Source organism: Sulfuricella denitrificans skB26 (genome assembly GCF_000297055.2).
Taxonomy (GTDB): Bacteria; Pseudomonadota; Gammaproteobacteria; order Burkholderiales; family Sulfuricellaceae; genus Sulfuricella; species Sulfuricella denitrificans.
Map to the genome: position 1 here is coordinate 2739850 of NC_022357.1, position 20724 is coordinate 2760573.

21 protein-coding genes are annotated in these 20724 nt (G+C 54.9%); 4 read left to right on the forward strand and 17 right to left on the reverse strand.

Annotated features, from left to right (window positions below):
• Nucleotides 1-8: 8 nt before the first annotated feature.
• Nucleotides 9-1034 (reverse strand): efflux RND transporter periplasmic adaptor subunit, encoded by a 1026-nt coding sequence (locus SCD_RS13335; RefSeq protein WP_009207545.1) that lies wholly within the window; start codon nucleotides 1032-1034, stop codon nucleotides 9-11.
• A gap of 145 nt (nucleotides 1035-1179) precedes the next feature.
• Complete coding sequence (locus SCD_RS13340; RefSeq protein ID WP_009207543.1) at nucleotides 1180-1497, reverse strand: ArsR/SmtB family transcription factor; 318 nt, start codon at nucleotides 1495-1497, stop codon at nucleotides 1180-1182.
• A 133-nt stretch (nucleotides 1498-1630) separates the two neighbouring features.
• On the opposite strand from SCD_RS13340, the gene gpmI reads away from it, so the two are divergent.
• From gpmI to SCD_RS13360, 4 genes are all read left to right on the forward strand, one after another.
• Nucleotides 1631-3169, forward strand: a complete 1539-nt coding sequence (gpmI, locus tag SCD_RS13345) for a 2,3-bisphosphoglycerate-independent phosphoglycerate mutase (RefSeq protein ID WP_009207542.1) — start codon at nucleotides 1631-1633, stop codon at nucleotides 3167-3169.
• Complete coding sequence (locus SCD_RS13350; protein ID WP_009207541.1) at nucleotides 3169-4347, forward strand: murein hydrolase activator EnvC family protein; 1179 nt, start codon at nucleotides 3169-3171, stop codon at nucleotides 4345-4347. Before gpmI ends, SCD_RS13350 begins: the two co-directional genes overlap by 1 nt.
• A 32-nt stretch (nucleotides 4348-4379) precedes the next feature.
• Nucleotides 4380-5813, forward strand: a complete 1434-nt coding sequence (locus SCD_RS13355; protein ID WP_009207540.1) for a S41 family peptidase — start codon at nucleotides 4380-4382, stop codon at nucleotides 5811-5813.
• A gap of 99 nt (nucleotides 5814-5912) precedes the next feature.
• Nucleotides 5913-6668 (forward strand): HesA/MoeB/ThiF family protein, encoded by a 756-nt coding sequence (locus SCD_RS13360; RefSeq protein ID WP_009207539.1) that lies wholly within the window; start codon nucleotides 5913-5915, stop codon nucleotides 6666-6668.
• Between the two features lie 251 nt (nucleotides 6669-6919).
• On the opposite strand, the gene SCD_RS13365 is transcribed toward SCD_RS13360, so the two are convergent.
• From SCD_RS13365 to tusD, 15 genes are all read right to left on the reverse strand, one after another.
• Nucleotides 6920-7855: a PDC sensor domain-containing protein gene (locus SCD_RS13365; RefSeq protein ID WP_009207538.1), complete on the reverse strand. Its 936-nt coding sequence runs from the start codon at nucleotides 7853-7855 to the stop codon at nucleotides 6920-6922.
• Between the two features lie 132 nt (nucleotides 7856-7987).
• Nucleotides 7988-8566 carry a nucleoid occlusion factor SlmA gene (slmA, locus tag SCD_RS13370; RefSeq protein ID WP_009207537.1) on the reverse strand — a complete coding sequence of 193 codons (579 nt, stop codon included), beginning with the start codon at nucleotides 8564-8566 and terminating at the stop codon, nucleotides 7988-7990.
• A 54-nt stretch (nucleotides 8567-8620) separates the two neighbouring features.
• Complete coding sequence (locus tag SCD_RS13375; RefSeq protein ID WP_009207536.1) at nucleotides 8621-10111, reverse strand: dihydrolipoyl dehydrogenase family protein; 1491 nt, start codon at nucleotides 10109-10111, stop codon at nucleotides 8621-8623.
• Nucleotides 10112-10142: 31 nt separating this feature from the next.
• Nucleotides 10143-10511 carry a HesB/IscA family protein gene (locus SCD_RS13380; RefSeq protein ID WP_009207535.1) on the reverse strand — a complete coding sequence of 123 codons (369 nt, stop codon included), beginning with the start codon at nucleotides 10509-10511 and terminating at the stop codon, nucleotides 10143-10145.
• A 32-nt stretch (nucleotides 10512-10543) separates the two neighbouring features.
• The gene (locus SCD_RS13385; protein WP_009207534.1) at nucleotides 10544-11986 is read right to left on the reverse strand and encodes a cobyrinate a,c-diamide synthase; all 1443 of its coding nucleotides are present in this window, start codon (nucleotides 11984-11986) and stop codon (nucleotides 10544-10546) included.
• 151 nt (nucleotides 11987-12137) lie between these two features.
• Nucleotides 12138-13325, reverse strand: coding sequence for an NrfD/PsrC family molybdoenzyme membrane anchor subunit (nrfD, locus tag SCD_RS13390; RefSeq protein ID WP_009207533.1), 1188 nt, complete (start codon nucleotides 13323-13325; stop codon nucleotides 12138-12140).
• 4 nt (nucleotides 13326-13329) lie between these two features.
• Nucleotides 13330-14070 carry a sulfate reduction electron transfer complex DsrMKJOP subunit DsrO gene (gene dsrO, locus SCD_RS13395; RefSeq protein WP_009207532.1) on the reverse strand — a complete coding sequence of 247 codons (741 nt, stop codon included), beginning with the start codon at nucleotides 14068-14070 and terminating at the stop codon, nucleotides 13330-13332.
• Nucleotides 14067-14597: a hypothetical protein gene (locus tag SCD_RS15890; RefSeq protein ID WP_009207531.1), complete on the reverse strand. Its 531-nt coding sequence runs from the start codon at nucleotides 14595-14597 to the stop codon at nucleotides 14067-14069. The genes dsrO and SCD_RS15890 overlap by 4 nt, the downstream gene beginning before the upstream one ends.
• A gap of 2 nt (nucleotides 14598-14599) precedes the next feature.
• Entirely contained in the window at nucleotides 14600-16609 is a 2010-nt protein-coding gene (locus tag SCD_RS13405) for an NAD(P)-binding protein (RefSeq protein WP_009207530.1), read from the reverse strand.
• Nucleotides 16610-16695: 86 nt separating this feature from the next.
• Nucleotides 16696-18249 carry a sulfate reduction electron transfer complex DsrMKJOP subunit DsrK gene (gene dsrK / locus SCD_RS13410; RefSeq protein WP_009207529.1) on the reverse strand — a complete coding sequence of 518 codons (1554 nt, stop codon included), beginning with the start codon at nucleotides 18247-18249 and terminating at the stop codon, nucleotides 16696-16698.
• 62 nt (nucleotides 18250-18311) lie between these two features.
• Nucleotides 18312-19061 (reverse strand): respiratory nitrate reductase subunit gamma, encoded by a 750-nt coding sequence (locus tag SCD_RS13415; protein WP_009207528.1) that lies wholly within the window; start codon nucleotides 19059-19061, stop codon nucleotides 18312-18314.
• Between the two features lie 144 nt (nucleotides 19062-19205).
• Entirely contained in the window at nucleotides 19206-19538 is a 333-nt protein-coding gene (locus tag SCD_RS13420; protein ID WP_009207527.1) for a TusE/DsrC/DsvC family sulfur relay protein, read from the reverse strand.
• 43 nt (nucleotides 19539-19581) lie between these two features.
• Nucleotides 19582-19884 carry a sulfurtransferase complex subunit TusB gene (tusB, locus tag SCD_RS13425; RefSeq protein WP_009207526.1) on the reverse strand — a complete coding sequence of 101 codons (303 nt, stop codon included), beginning with the start codon at nucleotides 19882-19884 and terminating at the stop codon, nucleotides 19582-19584.
• A gap of 13 nt (nucleotides 19885-19897) precedes the next feature.
• Nucleotides 19898-20305 carry a sulfurtransferase complex subunit TusC gene (gene tusC / locus SCD_RS13430; RefSeq protein WP_009207525.1) on the reverse strand — a complete coding sequence of 136 codons (408 nt, stop codon included), beginning with the start codon at nucleotides 20303-20305 and terminating at the stop codon, nucleotides 19898-19900.
• 12 nt (nucleotides 20306-20317) lie between these two features.
• On the reverse strand, nucleotides 20318-20677 hold the full coding sequence (gene tusD, locus SCD_RS13435) for a sulfurtransferase complex subunit TusD (protein ID WP_009207524.1): 360 nt from the start codon (nucleotides 20675-20677) through the stop codon (nucleotides 20318-20320).
• Nucleotides 20678-20724 lie beyond the last annotated feature (47 nt).

Sequence of the window (20724 nt, forward strand, 5' to 3'; positions counted from 1 at the left end):
AAACCCCGTCACTGCTTACCCTTCAAATAGATCCCCGCCTTGACCGGTTCCAGCGCCACCGTTTCAGCGGCAGAAAGTCCGGCCAGAACTTCGATCATGCTATCTGCCACCGGCTCACCCAGACGGATCTGGCGGAAGGTCACGCCACCTTTCGCGTCAACCACGTACACAGCGGTCACCTCGCTCCGTCGGATGATGGCCTGCGCAGGCACCAGCAGCTTCTTCGCCCGACCGATGGAAAAGTGAGCACGCGCAAACATGCCGGGGTAGACATTGCGGATATCTTCGGGCAGATCCAGGCGAACACGGGTAGTGTGGGTTCTCGCGTCGGCAGTGGGCAGGATGGTCATCGCTTTGGCCGTGATCCACTTATTGAAAGAGGGAAATTCTACCTGGGCGCGAGCGGCACTATTCACTTCCGCCAGCCTATACTGGGGAACACTCGCCACCACACGCAAATCCTTGGGGTCGAAACCCGTCATTAGCGCCTTGCCGGGGCTCGCCATTTCTCCCAATTCGACATGACGGACCGCGACCACGCCGCTGTAAGGTGCCATCACCGCAGTGAAGCCCCTGGTAGTGGTGGCCTGACCGGCGCTCGCCTGGGCAGCTGCCAACTGCGCCTCGGCCGCCTTGTAGTCTGCCTGCGCCTTGTCGAGGGCGGCCTGGCTGATGAATTTCTGCGCCAACAACTGCTTGGTGCGCTCGTAGTGCTGGCGCGCATTCTGCAAATTGGCGCGCGCCTGGGCCACTACAGCCTCGCTGCCGGCGACCGCCTGACGGACTTCGCTCTCATCAATACGAACCAGCACCTGGCCTTTTTTCACGGTTTCGCCGACATCGAAATTGACTTCGACAATACGGCCGGAAATCTGAGCCGCCACAGTCGACTGCTTGACCGCCTCGACCAGTGCCTCGGCGGCGTAGGTCTGATCCACCTCACGGTACTCTACCGTCGCAACAGCAAAAGGCAACGCCGCCTGAGCCAGCGGAGCCAGGAATATCCCCAACAGAATCCAGACAGTTTTAAGCACGCTCGACCCCAAAAAAAGAATTAGTATATGCTAATATACTTTATTATTCAAGCCGCTAAAGAGAACCTTTGGTGGGAGTACTGCGCAACACTCAGATGGATTCCACATGACATGGAACCCGATACAATAGATTTGGTTATAGGCGTTACTTGGCGAAACCGCAAAAAACATCGCGCATCAGGCTGATCAATTTCAGCGTACGCGGATCGCCGACCCGGTAATACACTCGATTGGCATCCTTGCGTGTGCGCAACACGCCTTTGTCACGTAAAATCGCCAGATGCTGAGAAATATTGCTTTGGGATGTCCCCACGCTTTCAACAATATCCTGCACACTGACTTCCCTGTCACCCAGCACACACAGGATTTTCAGGCGCAGCGGATGCGACATGGCTTTCATGGCGCGAGACGCCTGCTCAATGTGCTCTTCCTTGTCGATCAATTCAACTGTATTAGATTCCATCTGCTCGCCTTCGTTAAGCTATATTTCAGGATACTGAGGTAGATTAAGAATTTAAGTATAATGCGATTATTAGTAAAATATAATAAAATTATGCTACTTCTTTAAAATTTAAAACGAGCCAGAGAATTTCAGTATGAAGGTTACCCCCGTTTTACTCATTATCCTGGATGGATTCGGTTGCAGCGAAAGCCAGGATAACAATGCCATTGCCAGCGCGCACAAACCCAACTGGGATAAACTCTGGCAGACCTGTCCCCATACCACCATCAATGCGTCCGAAGCGTCGGTGGGATTACCCAGCGGACAAATGGGCAACTCCGAGGTAGGCCACCTCAACATCGGCGCTGGCCGTGTCGTCTACCAGGAATTCACCCGCATCAATCGCGCCATCAGCAGTGGTAATTTCTTCGCCAATCCTGCCCTGACCCAGGCAGTGGAAACTGCCAGGAGCAACGGCAAGGCTTTGCACATTATGGGATTGGTGTCCGATGGCGGGGTACATAGCCACGAAACACATATCCACGCCATGCTCGATCTGGCAGCCCGCGCCGGGATAGAGAAAATCTACCTGCACGCCTTCCTCGATGGTCGCGACACGCCGCCAAGAAGCGCGCAGAATTACCTGCGTCGGCTCCAGGAAAAGTGCGACCAGTTAAAAGCGGGGCGAATCGCCTCCATCATCGGCCGCTACTACGTCATGGATCGCGACAAGCGCTGGCTACGTGTCAAGGCCGGTTACGACCTGCTCACTCAGGGCAAGGCGGAATATCAGGCGGAAAGTGCGGAAGCCGCTTTGGCAGCGGCCTATGCTCGCGACGAAAATGATGAGTTCGTCAAGGCTACGACCATCGTCCCTCCCGGCGCACAGCCGGTGCGCATGGAGGATGGGGACGTAGTGGTATTCATGAATTTTCGTTCCGACCGAGCGCGCGAGATCACGCGCGCCTTCATCGAACCCGACTTCGAATTGTTCGAGCGTGAGCAGGTACCGCAACTCGCCTCTTACTGCACCCTCACCGAATACAGCAAGGATTTCAACGTGCGGGTGGCTTATCCGCCGGAACAGATCCGCAACGGCTTTGGTGAATACATCTCGAATCTGGGCCTGAAGCAGCTCAGGATCGCGGAGACCGAAAAATATGCCCATGTCACCTTCTTTTTCGACGGTGGAGAGGAGCGAGTCTACTCGGGCGAAGACCGTATTCTGGTGCCTTCTCCGGACGTTCCCACCTATGATCTGAAGCCGGAGATGAGCGCTTTCGAAGTCACCGACAAGCTGGTCGAGGCGATTGAGAGCCGCCAGTACGACGCCATCATCTGCAATTACGCCAACGCCGACATGGTTGGCCATACCGGTGTCATGTCCGCAACGGTCAAGGCAATAGAAACGCTGGACCAGTGTTTAAGCCGGGTAGTCGAGACAATGCAGCGCAACGGTGGAGAAGTGCTGATTACCGCCGACCATGGCAACGCGGAAATGATGGCAGATGAAAACTCGCATCAGGCTCATACTGCCCACACCTTGAACCGGGTGCCCTTTGTGTACGTCGGCCGCAAAGCACATCTGGCCGAAACCGGTGCGCTCGAGGATGTGGCCCCGACGCTGCTGAAAATCATGGGGCTGCAACAACCCACGGAAATGACCGGTCATCCCCTGATCGAATTCGAATAATGACATCTGCCTGGCCTGCCCGAGCAATTTTCCTTGCTGTCGGGCTGGCTTGCGCATTCATCACTCACGCCGCGCCGAAAGACGATCTCTCCGGCCTGCGTAACCGCATCAAGACCCTGCAAAAAGAAGTCGAAAGTGCAGAAGACAAAAAGACCGATGCCACCGATGCGCTGAAACAATCCGAGCAGGCTATCAGCTCGACCAACCGGCAACTGCGGGAACTGGCGCAGCAACAGGAAAGCGTTGGCGCCACGCTGAGCCTGGTACAGCGCGAAAGCCGCGACACCCAGGGCAAAATAGGCAAGCAGCAAGCGCTACTCAGCCAGTTGCTCACCCACTACTACCTGAACGGCCAGCACGATCCCCTGAAAATCCTGCTCAACCAGCAAGATCCCAACCAGCTTGCACGCCAGCTGCACTATTACACTTACCTATCCCGCGCGCGCGCCACCCTGATCGAAAGCTTGCGCACCAACCTGACTCATTCACGGGAGCTCGCCCAGCTTTACCAGGAGAAAAACGCCGAGCTCGAACAGGTCAAATCAGAGCAGGCGCATCAGAAAGCTCAGCTGGAAAAGGACAAGCAAGCGCGCAAAACCGTGCTGGTTCGCATCAACCAGAAAATAACCAGCCAGCGCAATGAAATCGGGCGCCTGCAGCGTGACGAAAAACGCCTGACACAATTGATTGAACGCCTGAGCAGGCTGGCGAAACCCAAGAAACAAAAGAGCGCCGCTGTATCCAATCGCAGCCAATCCACATTCGAGCCATCCGGCGGTGCGCTCCATCAGCTCAAAGGCAAGCTTAATTTTCCGGTACGCGGGGAACTTGCCCATCGCTTCGGCAGTCAACGTGAAGACAGCGGCGCAACCTGGAAAGGCTGGTTCATCAAATCGGCAGCGGGGCAGGACGTCAAATGCATTGCCAATGGGCAAGTGGTGTTTTCAGACTGGCTGCGCGGCTTCGGCAACATCATCATAGTCGATCATGGCGACGACTACATGAGCCTCTACGGCAACAATGAAACCCTTTACAAACAGGCCGGCGAAACCGTTCGGGCAGGAGATGCCGTCGCCGCAGTGGGAAACAGCGGCGGAATTGCAGAATCCGGTTTATACTTTGAATTGCGGCATAAAAGCCGACCATTCGACCCGATGGGTTGGGTCAAGCTGAACTAGATAAATATTTAAGTGAAACGAGGATGAATGTAATGCGCGGCAAAATGCAAAAAGTAAGCTTGATCTTTTTTGGCGCCATCATCGGCGTGATGATCAGCCTCAATTTCTCCGCAGTAGCGAACAAGGATAAGGAAGCCGTCAATCCGCTACCGATCGATGACCTGCGCGCCTTCACTGAGGTCTTCGGCAAGATCAAGAGCGACTACGTTGAACCGGTGGAAGATAAAAAGCTCATCACCGAAGCGATTAACGGAATGCTAACCGGTCTCGACCCTCATTCTGCCTACCTTGACGCCGATGCGTTCAAGGATTTGCGGGTGGGCACTCAAGGCGAATTTGGTGGCCTCGGCATCGAGGTGGGCATGGAGGACGGCTTCGTCAAGGTGGTGTCACCGATCGAGGATACACCGGCGTTCCTGGCCGGCATAAAAAGCGGTGATCTGATCATCAAGCTGGATGAAACTCCGGTCAAGGGACTGACTTTGAATGACGCGGTCAAACGCATGCGCGGTAAACCCGGAACCAAGATCACTCTCACCGTGATCCGCAAGGGCGAAACCAAACCTCTGATCATCATCCTCACGCGCGCCATCATCAAAATCCAGAGTGTAAAATCGAAACTCGTCGAACCGGGCTACGGCTATATCCGCATAACCCAGTTCCAGGAGCACACCGGCGAGAACATGGCCAAGGCACTGGAAACGTTCTACAAGCAGAACAAGGAACCACTGAAGGGGCTGGTGCTGGATTTGCGCAACGATCCGGGCGGTCTGCTCAACGGTGCGGTCGCAGTTTCCACGGCGTTTCTGCCGAAAGATGCGCTGGTAGTGTATACCGAGGGTCGCACCGAGGACGCCAAGATGAGGCTGACGGCAAGCAAGGAAAACTACCTGCACTCAGCTTCGCAGGAGGATTACCTGAAAAATCTGCCCGCCGAAACCAAAACCGTGCCCATGGTGGTGCTGGTTAACGGTGGCTCGGCCTCGGCCTCGGAAATCGTCGCCGGCGCCCTGCAGGATCACAAGCGCGCCATCATCATGGGCACGCAAACCTTTGGCAAGGGATCGGTGCAAACCGTCCTGCCGCTGGGAAACAACACCGCCATCAAGCTGACCACGTCGCGCTATTTCACGCCCAATGGACGCTCCATCCAGGCCAAGGGCATCAGCCCGGATATCGCCGTCGAAGAGGCTACGGTCAGCGGAGTCGACCAGCAGGGTGCGTTCAACCTGCGCGAAGCCGATCTGGAGCGCCATCTATCCAACGGCAACAAGGATGAGGAAGGCAAGAAGTCCGAATCGCCGTCGATCAAGCTACCCGCGCCACCAAAAATTGCGCCTAAGGGAAAAGATGACAAAACCGATAGCAGCAAACCGGCGCCCGGCGAAATCGTGTCGAAAAACGACTACCAGCTGAATCAGGCGCTCAACCTGCTGAAGGGGTTGAATATCCTGCAGCGCAAGTGAGTCAGATGTAGGTCGGGCACGCTGTGCCCGACAAACCCATGATCATTTGTTGGGCACGGGGGTGCCCAACCTACGTCACTGACAGCTAAGAGCTATCCAATGGACGACAATCAGCTCCTGCGCTACAGCCGGCACATCCTGCTGCCACAGATCGGCATCGAGGGTCAGGAAAAGCTGCTTGGCGCCCACGCCCTGATCATCGGCGCCGGTGGCCTGGGCTCCCCAGCCGCGCTCTACCTTGCCGCCAGCGGCGTCGGTCGGATCACGATCTGCGACGGAGACAGCGTAGATCTCACCAACCTGCAGCGCCAGATCGCCCACTTCACCCATTCCCTCGGAACCAACAAGGCGACATCGGCGCAGCTCACGCTCGCCGCCATCAACCCAGAAATCAACATTACGGCCATTCCGCAGCGCGTCGAAGGGGACGAACTTAACCACCTCATCGCCCAGTCCGATGTCATACTCGATGCCAGCGACAACTTCGCCACCCGCCATGCCGTCAACCGCGCCTGCGTCACCCACAAAAAGCCGCTGGTTTCCGGTGCGGCGATACGCTTCGATGGACAGGTGGCCGTTTTTGATTTGCGCGCCCCTTCCAGCCCTTGCTACCACTGCCTGTTTCCTGAAGGAGTTGGTGATGAAGGCGAGCGCTGTGCTGTGATGGGCGTGTTCGCGCCGCTGGTAGGTATCATCGGCTCAACCCAAGCGGCGGAAGCGCTTAAGATCCTGAGTGGCGCCGGTCAGTCGCTGAATGGCCGACTGCTGCTGCTCGACGGATTGCGGATGGAGTGGCGTTCGATCAGGCTGAAGAAGGATCCGGCCTGCCCGGTGTGTGGCGAGCTAAAAAAATAGCCATCCTCATTCATTGATTCCAATGTGAATAATTTCAAAAGGATATTCCGCAGGGAGTTGCCGCAACGGGTCACAACCTTCCAGGCCCGCCCGGGTTTCCCTGTGGAATCATTGCCGTCTTCGAATTCATCCCTGATCTAGCATGGAGCGACTATCTCTCCTTCTGGAGGGCGGAACGGAAAATGATCACCGACACAGCTTAACAACAGATTTCACCGGTTTTGCCGCACTGTGAAAATATTTTATGCCACTCAGAACCAGAAGGCCGTGTCTTTCATCAGGAACTCGACATAGGACATGTAATGGGAGCCGTCGCAGGAAAAAGTCAGGCTCACGGTGCCGTTGAAAATATTGATCGAGGCCGTGCGCAAATAGAAGGTTGAATCGGCTAGACGCAAGGATTGCATGGTGTTGAGAATACGCTTGATATCGACTTGGGGGATCGCCGCATTGCTCGGATAGGGCCGGGACGGGAATACCAGGCAGATATCCGGATCGTTCAAGGCCTCATGATCCAGGATGCGATAGCGGAACGGGTCATCCACAGTCCAGATGGTTGCCTGACTACTCGAGAAATGCAAAATACATTGGAATACGCCACGTTGGGTGAGCAGTTCTTCCAAAATGGACAGGGCCTGATCCATGTTCTTGTCCATCGGGCTTTCGGCGCGACTCTGCAAGAAAACCGTCCCACGAATCGCCGGATCGCCTTTCACTTGTCGCCAATAGCCCGGTTCATCGTAGAGCTCCGATGTCACCGACAGATTGCGTAAGTCGAAATCAGCACCGAGATAACCCAGCCAGTGGTCGTCCCTGCGCACAACCTGCAGGGCCGTCAGAGAAGGCCGGCGCTCGGTCAGGCTGATGTAGGCGTCCGAGAGCAGGAATCCCCAGGATGGAACGACTTCCTTCATGTAGGGACGCTGGGAGCGGTCGCGGCCAAAGTGGCCAGAGGTAATCCCGGATTGGCTGATATTGTCGCAAATCTGTATGCTATCCATGCCTACGCAGTACAGGAAGGTACAATTGGGAATACTGGAAAAACCGCTATCGAGGATAGCATTAAGTTGTTCGCGGTCTCCCCATGCCTGAGTGCAACGCTCCGCCAGACGCGCCATGGGTTCCCGCAGGATGTGCGCCAGTTCCTCCCGTTGGAGGTAGATGCTGTCTTTCCACGATTTATTCATGGGATATCTCCTACTACCATCCAATCGGTTGTTTATTTGGCCACCGAGGATTCAGTCTAACAATGTCGGAGTAAAGCCAACCGCGCAATACGGATACCTGAAAGATGTTACTCAGGACTATCAACTCAGCACTCACCCTTTGATCAGCGCCCGCCCCTGTGCCGGCCAGAATTCCATTGGCTCGCGCTTGAAGCCGCTCTTGGCGAACTGATGCCAGCGGCCGACCACAAAACTCATCATCAGGTTGGCCTGAGCAGCGGCATCAATCTCGGTTGGAATTTCCTGCTGGTTCGCGGCAAGGCGCAATGACTGCTTGAGCGTGGCTTCAAGCCGATCGTGCAGCTGGTTGATGCGAGCCTGGAGGCGGCTATCCTCATTGACCAGCACCTCGCCGATCAGCACCCGGGTCATGCCGGGATTCTTCTGGGCAAAACCGAGCAGCAGGGGCAGTACAGCCTCCAGCTGTTTCACGCCGTTATTCTCTTCGCTGGTGATCTTGGTGATCATGCCGAACAGGGTCTGCTCGATAAACTCTATCAAACCCTCGAACATCTGCGCTTTACTGGCAAAGTGGCGATAGAGCGCCGCCTCGGATACGCCGATCCTGGCGGCCAGGGAAGCGGTGGTAATTTTCTCGCCCTGCGGTTTCTGCAACATTTCCGCCAGATTTTGCAGGATCTGGAGTTTTCGTTCTCCGGGTTTGGCTGCCATATTTTCCCCTTGGGTGTTTTGTTGCTGTTGATTATAACCGGAAGATCGGCTGTTTTATTTTGGATGGCGGGCGAAGATGCCGGGGCGAAACACCTCCTTGCCGGACTTCGAGAATGCCGAGGTATAGGGATCGATTACGGTCTCCAGCTCCTCGCACCAAGAGGGATGACTGTAGCTCATATCGGTGAAGAACCACAATCCGCGTTCGGACTGGCAAGCCGCCGACATCATGTGAATCTGCTCGCCCGCTTCCGGCCCGACTATGCAGCCGCCCAGCAACTGACCGGTCTCGGCATCGTGTACCACCTCGATGAAGCCTTCATAATCGTGATGCGCGCGGGCCTTGCCGGAGCCACCGAAGTTGGAGCGTGCCACATCGGCATCGAAGCCGGCTTGCTCGGCGAGATCTTCGGTCAGTCCCACCGTCGCGATTTCCAGGGCGGAATGAATGACTGTCGGCACCTTATGATAATTGCTGTGCAGAATATTGCCGTTGATGGCATTGGCTGCCGCCACTTTGGCGTCGTGAAGGGCGGCATTGGCCGTCATCGGGCCGGGCTTGACGTCACCGATAGCGTAAATGCCGGGCACACTGGTTTCCAGGTGTTCCGTCACTTCGATGAAGCCCTCTGGATTCAGCGCCACACCGGCTTCATCCAAACCCAGACCGGCCGTCATCGGCCGCCGGCCAACGGCCACCAACACATGTTCGAAGGTGTCGCGGTGTCCGTCCGTACACGTAATCTCCACCTTTCCGTCGACGATCTGGCTTTGCGCAACGGTCGCATTCTTGCGCACTTCTATACCGATGCGAGCAAATTTCCTTTCCAGTACGGCACTGGCGCGGTCCGGAATATGAGGCCGATCCAATAACCGGTTTCCCTGTTCAACAATACACACACGGGAACCGAACTGATGCAGCAAAAAACCCAGCTCCACGCCTATCGAGCCACCCCCGACACACAAAATGGATTTCGGCAGGTGATCGAGCCGGTACATAAAATCGGGCGAGTGCATGATCTCCCGGGCATTACTCGGGCATGCCTCGAGTTCACGCGGCGTCGAGCCGGTGGCAATGACTATACGCTTGGTCTTGAGCTCAAGCGGAGCAGTGATGGTGAGCTTTCCCTTATCGGTAAATGGTACATCGCATTCCGGCGAGTTCAGGTTTCTCACCGGATGGACACTTATCCGGCCATCTCCCAGCAACTTCCCCTCGCCGATGAAAACGCGCACGCCCAGACGCTTGAGCCACACCGTAAAATTATTGCGGATGCCGGTGACCACCTCGTCTTTGTGCGCCATGGCTGCCATGAAATCCCCGCGCACCGGGCCAATCAGGCCCCGGCCCTGCAGGCCATTAACATCCTCGATCAGCGAAGCGAGGTGAAGCAGGGTTTTTTTCGGTATGCACCCCTGATTGAGGCATACCCCACCCGGCAAGCCCCTTTCTACCAGTGCCACCTTGGCACCGAGGTGAGCGGCAGTGATCGCGGCCTTGTATCCTCCCGGGCCGCTACCGATAATGACGAGATCAAATTCCATCCGCTTGGTAGGCGTTTAACCCCGGGTCCGATTAGTGGCAACCGCCACCACAGCCGCCGCAACCACCACCGCCTCTGGCCCCGCTTGACGAAGTGCTGCAGGAAGAGCCGCCATCATCGTTGGGGTTGATAAAAATAAAGCGGAAGTCGCCAGGATCAAGCTCGACAAAATCAAGCACTGCCCCATTCAGCAGATTCAGATTGTCAGGCGAAACGATGACGGTGACTCCCTCGGAATTCACCATCATGTCTTCTTCACTCTGTTCATCGAAACCCATTCCATACTGGATAGTTCCATCCATACCACGACGGGCGGCAATCCGCAGAAACATCCCTTCGGCTTCACTTTGGGTGGCAGCCTGGTGAATCTGCTCGGCGGCTTTGGCTGTGACTGTAATCATCGACTTTCTCCTATATATATTAACAAGTTAAATCATGCTGCACGGTCAGAGTGCAGCGTACCCCCATCAACCGGCTTGTCTGCTCTTTGTGCATTGCTGCGCACAAAGTCTACGAAACGGGCTGCCCAGTTATATGTTCCAAGACTGCGCAGATGGGCATAAGAAGCCAGCAGATTTTTATAGACGATACCGTCGTTGTGACCATCAATTCCATAACCACGCTTGACCTCGTAGGCATATTTCAGTCTACCTGTGTCCAGGTTATCCAAACTGGAATAGTGAAATTCGTGGCCACGCACTTCAGTCACCGGCGATGTCCCGGCCGAGCTCGTCCATGGGTTCTCACCCGTTTCATTCAAACGCACGTAACCTCGGCCGACTGGTTTTTCGTGCATCACCACATCGCCCGGAATGAGACCCACCATATTGCGCTTTTCGCCGTGCCAGGTCAGCGTGCGCGACAGGTACATGAGCCCGCCGCATTCGGCGTATACCGGCATCCCGTTCTCGATGGCGCTGCAGATATCTTCGCGCAACGTGCTGTTTGCTTCCAGTTCGTTCATGAACAACTCAGGGAAGCCGCCGCCGATAAACAATCCATCCACTTCCGGGAGATGCGGGTCGTGCAGCGTATCCAGCGGGACCAGCTCAGCTCCGGCAGCGCGCAGGGCATCAATGTCGTCTGCATAATAGAAGCCGAAGGCCTTGTCCTTGGCCCAGCCGATACGCACTTTCGGCAGCGAGACAGGAGTGGACACCTCGGTGCCGAGATGAGCAGGGCCCGGCAACAGCGGCGCAGAAGTCGCGATTTCAAGTAACTTGTCGAGATCGACTTGCGCTCCGACCACTTCTCCAATTTCATTCACGTGCAGCGTCGCCGCCTCGGTCTCGTTGCTCGGCATCAAGCCAAGGTGTCGCTCCACGATCTCCAGTCGTTTATCGTGATGCACTGCGCCGATCACCGGCACGTCCGTATAGTGCTCGATCACGGCACGCAGCTTGCTCTCGTGGCGAGCGCCGCCGAGATTATTGAGAATGACCCCGGCGATATTTATATTCCGGTCGAATGCCTGGTAGCCCAGTATCAAAGGCGCGATTCCGCGTGTCATACCGCGTGCGTCGATAACCAGCACTACTGGCGCCTGCAACAGACGAGCTAGCGCGGCATTGCTGTTACTGCCGTCGAGATTAAGCCCATCGTACAGGCCTTTGTTGCCTTCAATCAGGCTGACGTCCGCACCTACGGAGTGTCGCTGGAATTCAGCGACGATCTCATCCTGGCCCATCATGAAGAAATCGAGGTTCCGACAGGGGCGCCCACTGGCAACGGAAAGCCACATCGGGTCTATGTAATCCGGACCCTTTTTGAAGGGCTGAACCTTGGTGCCGAGCGCCCGGAATGCGGCGCACAATCCGATTGAGACGGTGGTTTTTCCGGAAGATTTATGTGCGGCGGAGATTAGCAGGCGGGACATAAGTCGGAATTTGCAGAGGCGTAAGGGTACTGTCAGCTATTTTGACAGAAAAGAGTTCCGTGAGTTTCCGCCAGAGCTTTTTCTTCCGGCGGTATCCGGAATGAGTTTCCTGCTAGCCCGGAAGCAGTACGCCTCCGGGCACGAAGTTTGACTAGTGGCTGACCGTGTGATGCTTGTCATTCGGCATGAAATTTAGCACCTTTGCAGCTATTGCTGTAATCAGCGCAGCTACCGCGATGCCACCCATGCCGAGGAGAAACTCGGGCAGGCTGGGGTTATAAGTATGTATCTGACCATCGAAGAAGCTGCTGCTCTCCACCATACCGGGGAATATGCTCAGAGGGAATGCCTGGCCACCGATAAGCAGCACGTAGAGCTGCGCAAAAGCGCCAAGTATAACTAGTATCGATGCCGTAACAATCCAGCCGTTCCTCTTGCCCAAGCTGGGGTGGAACAGGATTGCCAGCGGCGCGAAAGTGCCTAGCAGAATCTGGCCAAACCAGAACAGGTTAGTGTAAACACCACCGTCAATCAGGATAAAGCGCTCGAAGGCTACCTGTTTTGCAAAATAAAGATTCGTCATATGGTACACCACGGTGAAGTAGAGTACCGCAGCAACGAAAGTCGCTAGCAGGTTTTTCATTCGGTGCAGAATCACCTCATCCAGTACGCGATCATTCCAGCGGTACATCACCGCCTGCACGATCATGAACACAGCCAGCCCGAATGAAAATGACATGATGATGAACATGGGCGCCAGCAGTGCTGTTCCATAAGCCTGTCTCGCTACCAGAAATCCGAAGATGGCGCCGGTACCGGTGGTCAGTGCAAGACGCCAGATAAAGGCGGCAAAGCCGACATACTTGGAATAGGCATGCATTTTGCGATCTAACATCGTCCACAGATAAAGAGCGACAACGGTAAAGAAGACGGTGTACAGGAATACATTAAGCGCAAAGACGGATTTAAGGTTCAAATAGGTCATTGCAATGATGAGTCGGTCAGCGCGACCGAGATCAAGCATCAGCACCATCAAGCCACCGGCCAGCATAGCGATGGCAAGCAGGCCGGCGAGCGGGCCACGCGCCTTATACATCGGCTTGCCGAACACCGAACCGATGGATGCCACGTTGAGCACGCCAGAAGCCGCCACGATCAGGAAGATGGCAAACACATGTGGCAAGCCCCAGACGATCTGGTTGGTCATGCCGGTCACCACGTGACCGTGATGTTCCATGTAGTATGCCGCCCCCAAGCCGGCTAGAACTACCAGGCCGATCACCCCCAGCACAAAGTAAAAGGCGCCGTCTTTGCTCTTGCAAAACACATCGTTGTTCATAGCGTTAAATCCCCTGGTAACGTACGCCGGTGTTCAGTGCCAAATCCGCACGAACTTGGGTAGTGGCATAGGTGGCAATGCGTTTGGATATTTCGCTGTTGGCATCGTTCAGATCACCGAACAGCATCGCACCGTGATTCCCCGCCGAGCATGCTTCAACGCAGGCGGGTTCCAGGTCCTTGTCAATCCGGTGCACACACAGCGTACAAGACTCTACGCAGCCCTTGCCTCGCGGCACGTCGGGATTCTGATCGTCGTGCTCCTCGTGTACAAAGGAACGAGCCTTGTACGGACAGGCCATCATGCAGTAACGGCAACCGATGCAGATATGGCGATCCACCAGGACGATACCGTCAGCGCGCTTGAACGAGGCGCCAGTCGGGCATACATCTACGCAAGGTGGTTCGGCACAATGCTGGCACATCATCGGCAGTGAATGACTCTTGCCGGTTTTAACTTCCTTCAACTCGATCTTGCGTATCCATTGCGGATCGGTTTCAGGGTGACCCGTCGAGGCCACACCGTTTTCCTTGCCGCATGCGGTCACACAGTCATTACATCCGGTCGCGCACTTGGTACTATCAATCAGCATGCCCCAGCGCTTGGCGCTGGAAGCCGCCTCCCCTGCCGGGCGCGCATTAGCCATATCAAGCAGCGTTACGCCTGGGGCAAGCACCAATCCGGCAGTACCAGCTACTCCTGCTGCGATAAATTTTCTGCGGCTGTTATCTACGTCATTGCTCATTTAACACCCTCGCCCATGTTCAAGCTCGCTTGTTTTGCCTGCAACTGCCAGCGCATTTTTCCGGACATGCTGGACTGCTTGTCATTGCCTTCAGGTTTTTTCTCAGGCGTGACGATCGGATTCATTCCCACTGCGGGAGCTTTCGGTTTGCTTGAATGACACTCGAAGCAATCCAGCTTGACGGCGGCGTAGGTGTGACAGCCCATGCAAAAGTCTTCCTTGCTGCTGGCCACGCTATTGGTCTTTGGATTGACGTGACACTCAATGCAGTTTTTAAGACTGTCCTGAGAGCCGCGTATACCCTTGCGCATGGTCTCGTCACGCTGATGCATGAGGATTTTCATGTGATTGCGACGCATATAATCCTCGTCGCGCACACACTTGTCTCCCTTTGCGATCAGCTTGTGACTGCTGTGCTCACCGTGCTCGTCATCTGCAGTGGCGGGCATGACCCCAGCCAGAAGCAGGGCAGACAGGGCGGCAGCCAGCCATCCCAGTACGCTACGCCGTTTCGCTGGATTAATCATGTTTAGTCGCCCATCCCCATTTTGATGTATCCGGTGGGGCACACATCTGCGCAGATATGGCAGCCGATGCAACGTGAGTAGTCGGTATCCACGTAACGACCGGTAGTGGATTGCGCCTTCTTGACCTTGAACACGGCAGTTTGCGGGCAGTAAATCACGCAGTTATCGCATTCGAAGCATAAGCCGCAACTCATGCAGCGTTTCGCTTCCGAGACTACCGTCTTGCTGTCCAGCGCTTCCAGACGCTCCTCGAAGTGACCCAGCACCTGTTCTGCAGTCAGGGTCACGAAGCTGCGCTTATTGCGCGGAGTGTATGGGAAATGACCAAGAAACAGCTCGGTAGAAGGGATCACGTACTTTTCGGAACGATCCTCAAAGTTGTGCACCGCGAACTTATCTTTGTCGGTGCCGCGCACGCCCAAGTCGATATCCTTGGCAAAACCTTCCGCTTTCTTGACCTCTTCCTTGCTACGTGATTGATACTTTTCCGGAGCCAGTCCAACCTCGATTTCTTTGCGCAACACGTCGAAGTAAGCCACATCCACCTTGGGCCGCTTACCCAGATCTTCACCACTCAGGTAATGGTCAATACTCTCAGCTGCAATGCGGCCGTGGCCGATGGCAGTGGTCAGCAGGTGAGGGCGGAGCACGTCGCCTCCAACGAAGATGCCTTTCTGTCCGGGAACCTGATAGTGCTTGTCGGCACTGATCAGCCCCTTACCGTTATCGAAGCCGTCCAGACCGGTGAAGTCAACCGCCTGGCCGATAGCTGAGACAATCAGGTCGGCCGGAATATCGTATTCGGTACCTTCCTTGACAACCTGCTTGCCGCCAACGGTCTCAAGCTCTGCAACGCGCAAGGCAGTCGCGCGGCCATCCGCGCCGACAACTATCGATACCGGAGTAATGCTGCCTTTGATTTCAATACCCTCGGCCAGCGCTTCATCGACCTCATGCTTGTTGGCGTTCATCTGGTCAACAGGCGAACGAGAACACAACACGACCTCGGCTCCATCCTTGGCAGATACTGCCGCAACGTCGTGTGCAACCTGACCAGCAATGATGTGCTCGGCACGCTCACTCGGATTCGCCGTCTTGATGTGTCCCAGACGACGCGCAACCGTTGCCACGTCGATAGAAGTATCACCACCACCGATCACCACTACCCGCTTGCCTACGTGCTGCAGGCGTCCATCATTGAAGGCGCGCAGAAAGGCCATGGCAGTCACGACGTTAGGCGCGTCCGCACCGGGGACCGGCAAGGGGCGGCCAGCTTGGGCACCCATGCCCATGAAAATCGCATCGTAGTCTTTCTTGATCTGATCGAGCGTGATGTCCTTGCCGATGTGCACATTCAGCTTGACTTCGACACCGAGGTCGATGATGCGCTGAATTTCTGTGTCGAGCACAGCACGCGGAGTACGGAAGCCAGGAATGCCATAACGCATCATCCCACCAAGCAACTCGTGCTCGTCAAAAATCGTGCAGGAGTGACCTTTCAACGTCAACTGGTATGCCACCGACAAACCAGCCGGTCCGCCGCCTATGATCGCTACTTTCTTTCCGGACTTCTGGACGCCTTCAGGCACGGCGAATTTCAGATTATTTGTGATTGCGTACTCGCCGAGATAGTGTTCAACCGAGTTGATGCCAACGAAATCATCTACTTCATTACGGTTACAGCCAGATTCGCATGGTGCCGGGCAAACACGGCCCATCACTGACGGGAAAGGATTGGCCGAGGTCAGGCGACGCCATGCGTACTCCTCCATCGACACACCACCGACCGGCTTTTCTACACCGCGCACGATATTAAGGTAACCGCGAATATCTTCGCCTGCAGGGCAGCTGCCCTGGCATGGTGGTGTACTCAGGACGTATTCCGGACACTTGTGGGATGCATCGGCCTCAAAAATCTTGTCTTGCCAACTGCGCCACTCAGTTTTTCCATCCTTGAAACGGCGGAAGGTGCGGGCTGGATTCTTGTTCATCTCTTCAGGTGAAACTGACATAGCTTAATCTCCTAAAAATCAACTTGTAGGGTGCGCTGCGCACGCACCGTTCCGAACTGTATTGGTGCGAGACGCACCCTACAAAACTACTCTTCTTCTTTATTTTCCAACAGGATAGCCGTACTCACCAGTTGGTGAACGCCACCCACCATGCTCATATCAAAACCGTAAAAAGGCACAACCTTGGTGAACTGCGACTTGCAAATCGCGCAGATCAACGCCAGAAAATTGACCTTGTTCTCCTGAACCTCGTTATTAAACGCTTCCATTCGAGGCAGTGCGCCTTTGACGCGAATCTCCAGCAGGTCGTCAGTCAGAATGCCGCCACCACCTCCGCAGCAGTAGGTGCCCTCGCCAATGGTTTCCTCGGCCATGTCGTGGTAATTGTTGACGACTGCCTTGATGACTTCACGGGGGATAATAAATTGTCCGCCCGGAATATCGCCCATGCGTGAACCGCGAGCCACGTTACACGAATCGTGGAAGGTGACAACTCTATGGTCATTCAAGCTCTTGTCGAACTTAAGCTTGCCCTGCTTGATAAGATCTAACGTGAACTCACAGATGTGCTGCGGAGCCGGGTAACGCGGATCGAGCTGCTTCTGCAGTTCGATCGAGAATGGGTCTTCACCGCCCGCGCCGACACCGATCAGGGTATTCCAGAAGCTGTAAGCGACGCGCCAGGCGTGACCACACTCGCCCACGACAATGCGCTTCACGCCCAGTTCCAGGGCAGCCTCGCGGATGCGCATGGCTGCTCGACGCATGTTCTCGTAGCTGCCAATGAATATGCCGAAATTACCTGCCTCCGATGCCGTAGTGCTCAGCGTCCAGCTGATGCCTGCAGCGTGAAACACCTTGGCATAACCCATCAGGCTCTCTACATGCGGTTCAGCGAAGAAGTCTGCTGACGGCGTCACCAACAGTACCTCAACACCTGCCACGTCGAGCGGAAGTTTGACTGCCACACCCGTGGCATCAAGCATGTCTTCTTCCATGCCTTCCAGAGTATCTAGCAGTGCCGGACCGGGCAAGCCAAGATTGTTGCCGATCTTGTGCAACTTACCAATGATTTCGTTGGTGTATTTCTGTCCGTATCCCACAGTATCCAGGATTTCACGCCCAGCCATGGTCACTTCGGCGGTATCGATACCGTATGGACAGTAAACTGAGCAACGGCGGCACTCGGAACACTGATAGTAATAAGCGTACCAGTCATCAAGAACTTCCTTGGTCAAATCCTTGGCGCCTACCAGAGACGGGAAATACTTGCCGGCAAAGGTGAAATGGCGGCGGTAAACGCTACGCATCAAATCCTGGCGTGCTACCGGCATGTTCTTCGGATCACCGGTGCCGAGGAAATAGTGGCACTTGTCCGTGCATGCGCCACAGTGGACGCAGGCATCCATGAAAACCTGCAATGAGCGATACCTTCCCAGCAGATCGCCCATCTTGGAAATCGCTTTATCGTGCCAACCTTCTACGAGTTCGCCTGGCGCCGCCCCACCAGGAAACCCGATTGATTCCTGAATCACTGCATTGGCAGGATACGACCTAACGTGTGCCGATGCGCCTTCCTTCACCGCCGGGACTTCTATATTTCCCGTGAGCTTGGGTACCTCAAATTGTGGAGCAGCCACTGTCCCTCCTGCTTCTGTTAATTGGTGCTTGCCGCATTTTTCTGCTGTTTTTAATTTTCACGCTATTTCGACTTCGACCCTGAACCTACGTCAAACTTCGTTGCCCATGGAGCGATATGACGCCGTTCACGTGAATCGTCAGTTTGGTTGCGGGTTGGGCTAAAGAATATCCCTGGCGCATGCAGTAGCTTGCTGATCGGAAAAATCACCATAAGCAATGCCACCAGACTCAAATGTACCAGCAGCACCGGATCGGCCGGGAGTGGGTGCAGGTCGAAAACCATGAGTCCCAGAAAGAACTCTTTCACTGCGACGATATCCGTATGCGCAACAAAACTCATCCCCAAGCCCGACAGGCCAATGCCGAGCAAAAGCACCAACATCAGATGATCGGAAGGCGTCGAAATGTAGCGCACGCGGTCAACCAGGAAGCGGCGTGCCCACAGTCCGCCAAGGCCTGCTACCATAGCGAAACCGGCATACTTTCCGAACGGTTGAGCCCATACCACCCAGAACCAGACCGGATCTGTGAAATAGCGCAAATGGCGCAAGGTAACAAGCAACAGAGAAACATGAAAGAGCCAGCCGAATAGCCAGATCCATTTGTTTGACTTGAAGAGGCTCTCGAAAAGCGCTACTTCTCGTGCCATCCGAAACACTACACCGCCCGTAGTAGTCGGTGCAGGCGTGGTTGGTATTTTGAGGGGTGCAGGCGTACGAGCGTAGCGGTTAATTTTAACCGCCAGCCCGCCGACCAGCATGGCAGTAGCCGCGTAGAAAATGCACGCATACAGCACGGTCAGAAACGACATTAACTTCCCCCGGTCTCGCTTTAGGCCTCCGCCACGGTTAAACACATGGCGTCGACACATTTAATCTGGCTGGCGCCAGTCGGGGAAACCCGCCCGTTGGGGCGACTCACAGATCCCGACTGCGTCCAGTTTTCTTGGTGTAGCTTAGATACAGCCAGTCGGCTTTGGCAAGCCGGCAATCTTACATGCCTGCTTGGCTGGTCCGTAGGGGAACAATTCGTACAGGTACTTGCTGTTACCTTTCTCAGGTCCCAATTTCTTGCCAATGGCCTTGGTCAGAACACGAACGGCGGGAGCAATCTGATAGTCGTTGTAATATTCGCGCAGAAAGTTGATCACTTCCCAGTGCGAATCGGTCAGGTCGACTTTCTCTTCCACCGCCAAGTACTTGGCAGCTTCCTCATCCCACTCGCTCAGATTAACCAGGTAACCTTCTTCGTCGGTTTCGTATGTCTTGCCGTTGATTTCAAAGCCCATGTTTCATCTCCTCAAAAAAATCTTAAATAAAAAAATTATTAAATCAAAGCCAGGACTGGACGTTTTTGTTATCTGCTACCAAATCCACGAAACCCGGGTAGTCGACCTGCTTGATGCCATCGATCACGGTGTCCTGCATGCCGCGCGCCTCCAGATCGGGCCACAAAGCATAAACATGGATGTCTTTAGCCATTGCCGCCTTCATCTTGCTCTCAACTGTGCTGCCCTTGGTCACGGCATACACTGCATCTTCAATCAATAGAATGGTGGAACCCTTCTTGGCCATACGCAGACAAGAATCCAGCGCATTTCTCTCAGAAGGTGATTTATTTACGATATGCAACATTTTCGCCCCCTAATCAGAAACTCATGACGACGTCTTGCTCGTCCATGAGTGTCGCCATTTCTTCGGCAGTCAGCACTTCCACGTCGACGATCAGATCTTCCTCGGTCAGACCGCGGGATTCCAGCGACTCTTTCTCGACGTAGAGCTTTTCGATATCGTAGCCTTCCAGCGCACGGTAGGTAGGCGAGAAATTCTTCATACCGACTGCTTTGGTGCCCTGGCCCTTTTTAAGCTGGTACACGCCATCGTCCATGAACACCAAGCTGACGTCCTGATCGAAAGCGGCGCTGATCAGCACAACTTCAAGAGATTCCAACGCATAGATAGTGCCATATGGCGCTTTACGATTAATGAATGCGAATTTTTTTACGGTACCCGAGGATTCTTCGTCCATATCGATACCTCCTGTGCTTTCACTCATGACTTCTCCCAATCAATCGCCGAAGGTAACCAGACGATCCGCCTGGATGCCGGATTCAACCAGCTGACCCAGACCGGAAATCCGAAATCCCGACGCCAAATTTTCATTCACGATACCGCGACGCAAAGCAGCAGCCACACATACTACCAAGTCAACACCATGCTCTTCCGCCATCTTACTCCAGCGGTTGACGATATTGCGGTCATCCGCAGGCGGCTCGGTCAGCTTGCTCGCATTGTTCACACCGTCATGATAGAAAAACACACGATGGATTTCGTGGCCCTTGTCAATCGCCGCCTTGGCAAACTGATACGCAGTATCTGCCGCCTGGTGGTTGTACGGGCCTTCATTCACCAATATTCCGAATTTCATCCCTGAATATCCTGTTAATAGAAAGTTAGACGATTACCAACTTCCAG

What these genes read in the sequence shown, in the direction of transcription:
- SCD_RS15890 (WP_009207531.1), bottom strand. Translation starts at nt 14,597, where the DNA reads ATGATTAATCCAGCGAAACGGCGTAGCGTACTGGGATGGCTGGCTGCC.
- SCD_RS13340 (WP_009207543.1), bottom strand. Translation starts at nt 1,497, where the DNA reads ATGGAATCTAATACAGTTGAATTGATCGACAAGGAAGAGCACATTGAG.
- SCD_RS13350 (WP_009207541.1), top strand. Translation starts at nt 3,169, where the DNA reads ATGACATCTGCCTGGCCTGCCCGAGCAATTTTCCTTGCTGTCGGGCTG.
- SCD_RS13355 (WP_009207540.1), top strand. Translation starts at nt 4,380, where the DNA reads ATGCGCGGCAAAATGCAAAAAGTAAGCTTGATCTTTTTTGGCGCCATC.
- SCD_RS13380 (WP_009207535.1), bottom strand. Translation starts at nt 10,511, where the DNA reads ATGATTACAGTCACAGCCAAAGCCGCCGAGCAGATTCACCAGGCTGCC.
- tusC (WP_009207525.1), bottom strand. Translation starts at nt 20,305, where the DNA reads ATGAGTGAAAGCACAGGAGGTATCGATATGGACGAAGAATCCTCGGGT.
- SCD_RS13405 (WP_009207530.1), bottom strand. Translation starts at nt 16,609, where the DNA reads ATGTCAGTTTCACCTGAAGAGATGAACAAGAATCCAGCCCGCACCTTC.
- tusD (WP_009207524.1), bottom strand. Translation starts at nt 20,677, where the DNA reads ATGAAATTCGGAATATTGGTGAATGAAGGCCCGTACAACCACCAGGCG.
- slmA (WP_009207537.1), bottom strand. Translation starts at nt 8,566, where the DNA reads ATGGCAGCCAAACCCGGAGAACGAAAACTCCAGATCCTGCAAAATCTG.
- SCD_RS13375 (WP_009207536.1), bottom strand. Translation starts at nt 10,111, where the DNA reads ATGGAATTTGATCTCGTCATTATCGGTAGCGGCCCGGGAGGATACAAG.
- SCD_RS13360 (WP_009207539.1), top strand. Translation starts at nt 5,913, where the DNA reads ATGGACGACAATCAGCTCCTGCGCTACAGCCGGCACATCCTGCTGCCA.
- SCD_RS13385 (WP_009207534.1), bottom strand. Translation starts at nt 11,986, where the DNA reads ATGTCCCGCCTGCTAATCTCCGCCGCACATAAATCTTCCGGAAAAACC.
- tusB (WP_009207526.1), bottom strand. Translation starts at nt 19,884, where the DNA reads ATGTTGCATATCGTAAATAAATCACCTTCTGAGAGAAATGCGCTGGAT.
- SCD_RS13365 (WP_009207538.1), bottom strand. Translation starts at nt 7,855, where the DNA reads ATGAATAAATCGTGGAAAGACAGCATCTACCTCCAACGGGAGGAACTG.
- gpmI (WP_009207542.1), top strand. Translation starts at nt 1,631, where the DNA reads ATGAAGGTTACCCCCGTTTTACTCATTATCCTGGATGGATTCGGTTGC.
- SCD_RS13420 (WP_009207527.1), bottom strand. Translation starts at nt 19,538, where the DNA reads ATGGGCTTTGAAATCAACGGCAAGACATACGAAACCGACGAAGAAGGT.
- SCD_RS13415 (WP_009207528.1), bottom strand. Translation starts at nt 19,061, where the DNA reads ATGTCGTTTCTGACCGTGCTGTATGCGTGCATTTTCTACGCGGCTACT.
- dsrO (WP_009207532.1), bottom strand. Translation starts at nt 14,070, where the DNA reads ATGAGCAATGACGTAGATAACAGCCGCAGAAAATTTATCGCAGCAGGA.
- nrfD (WP_009207533.1), bottom strand. Translation starts at nt 13,325, where the DNA reads ATGAACAACGATGTGTTTTGCAAGAGCAAAGACGGCGCCTTTTACTTT.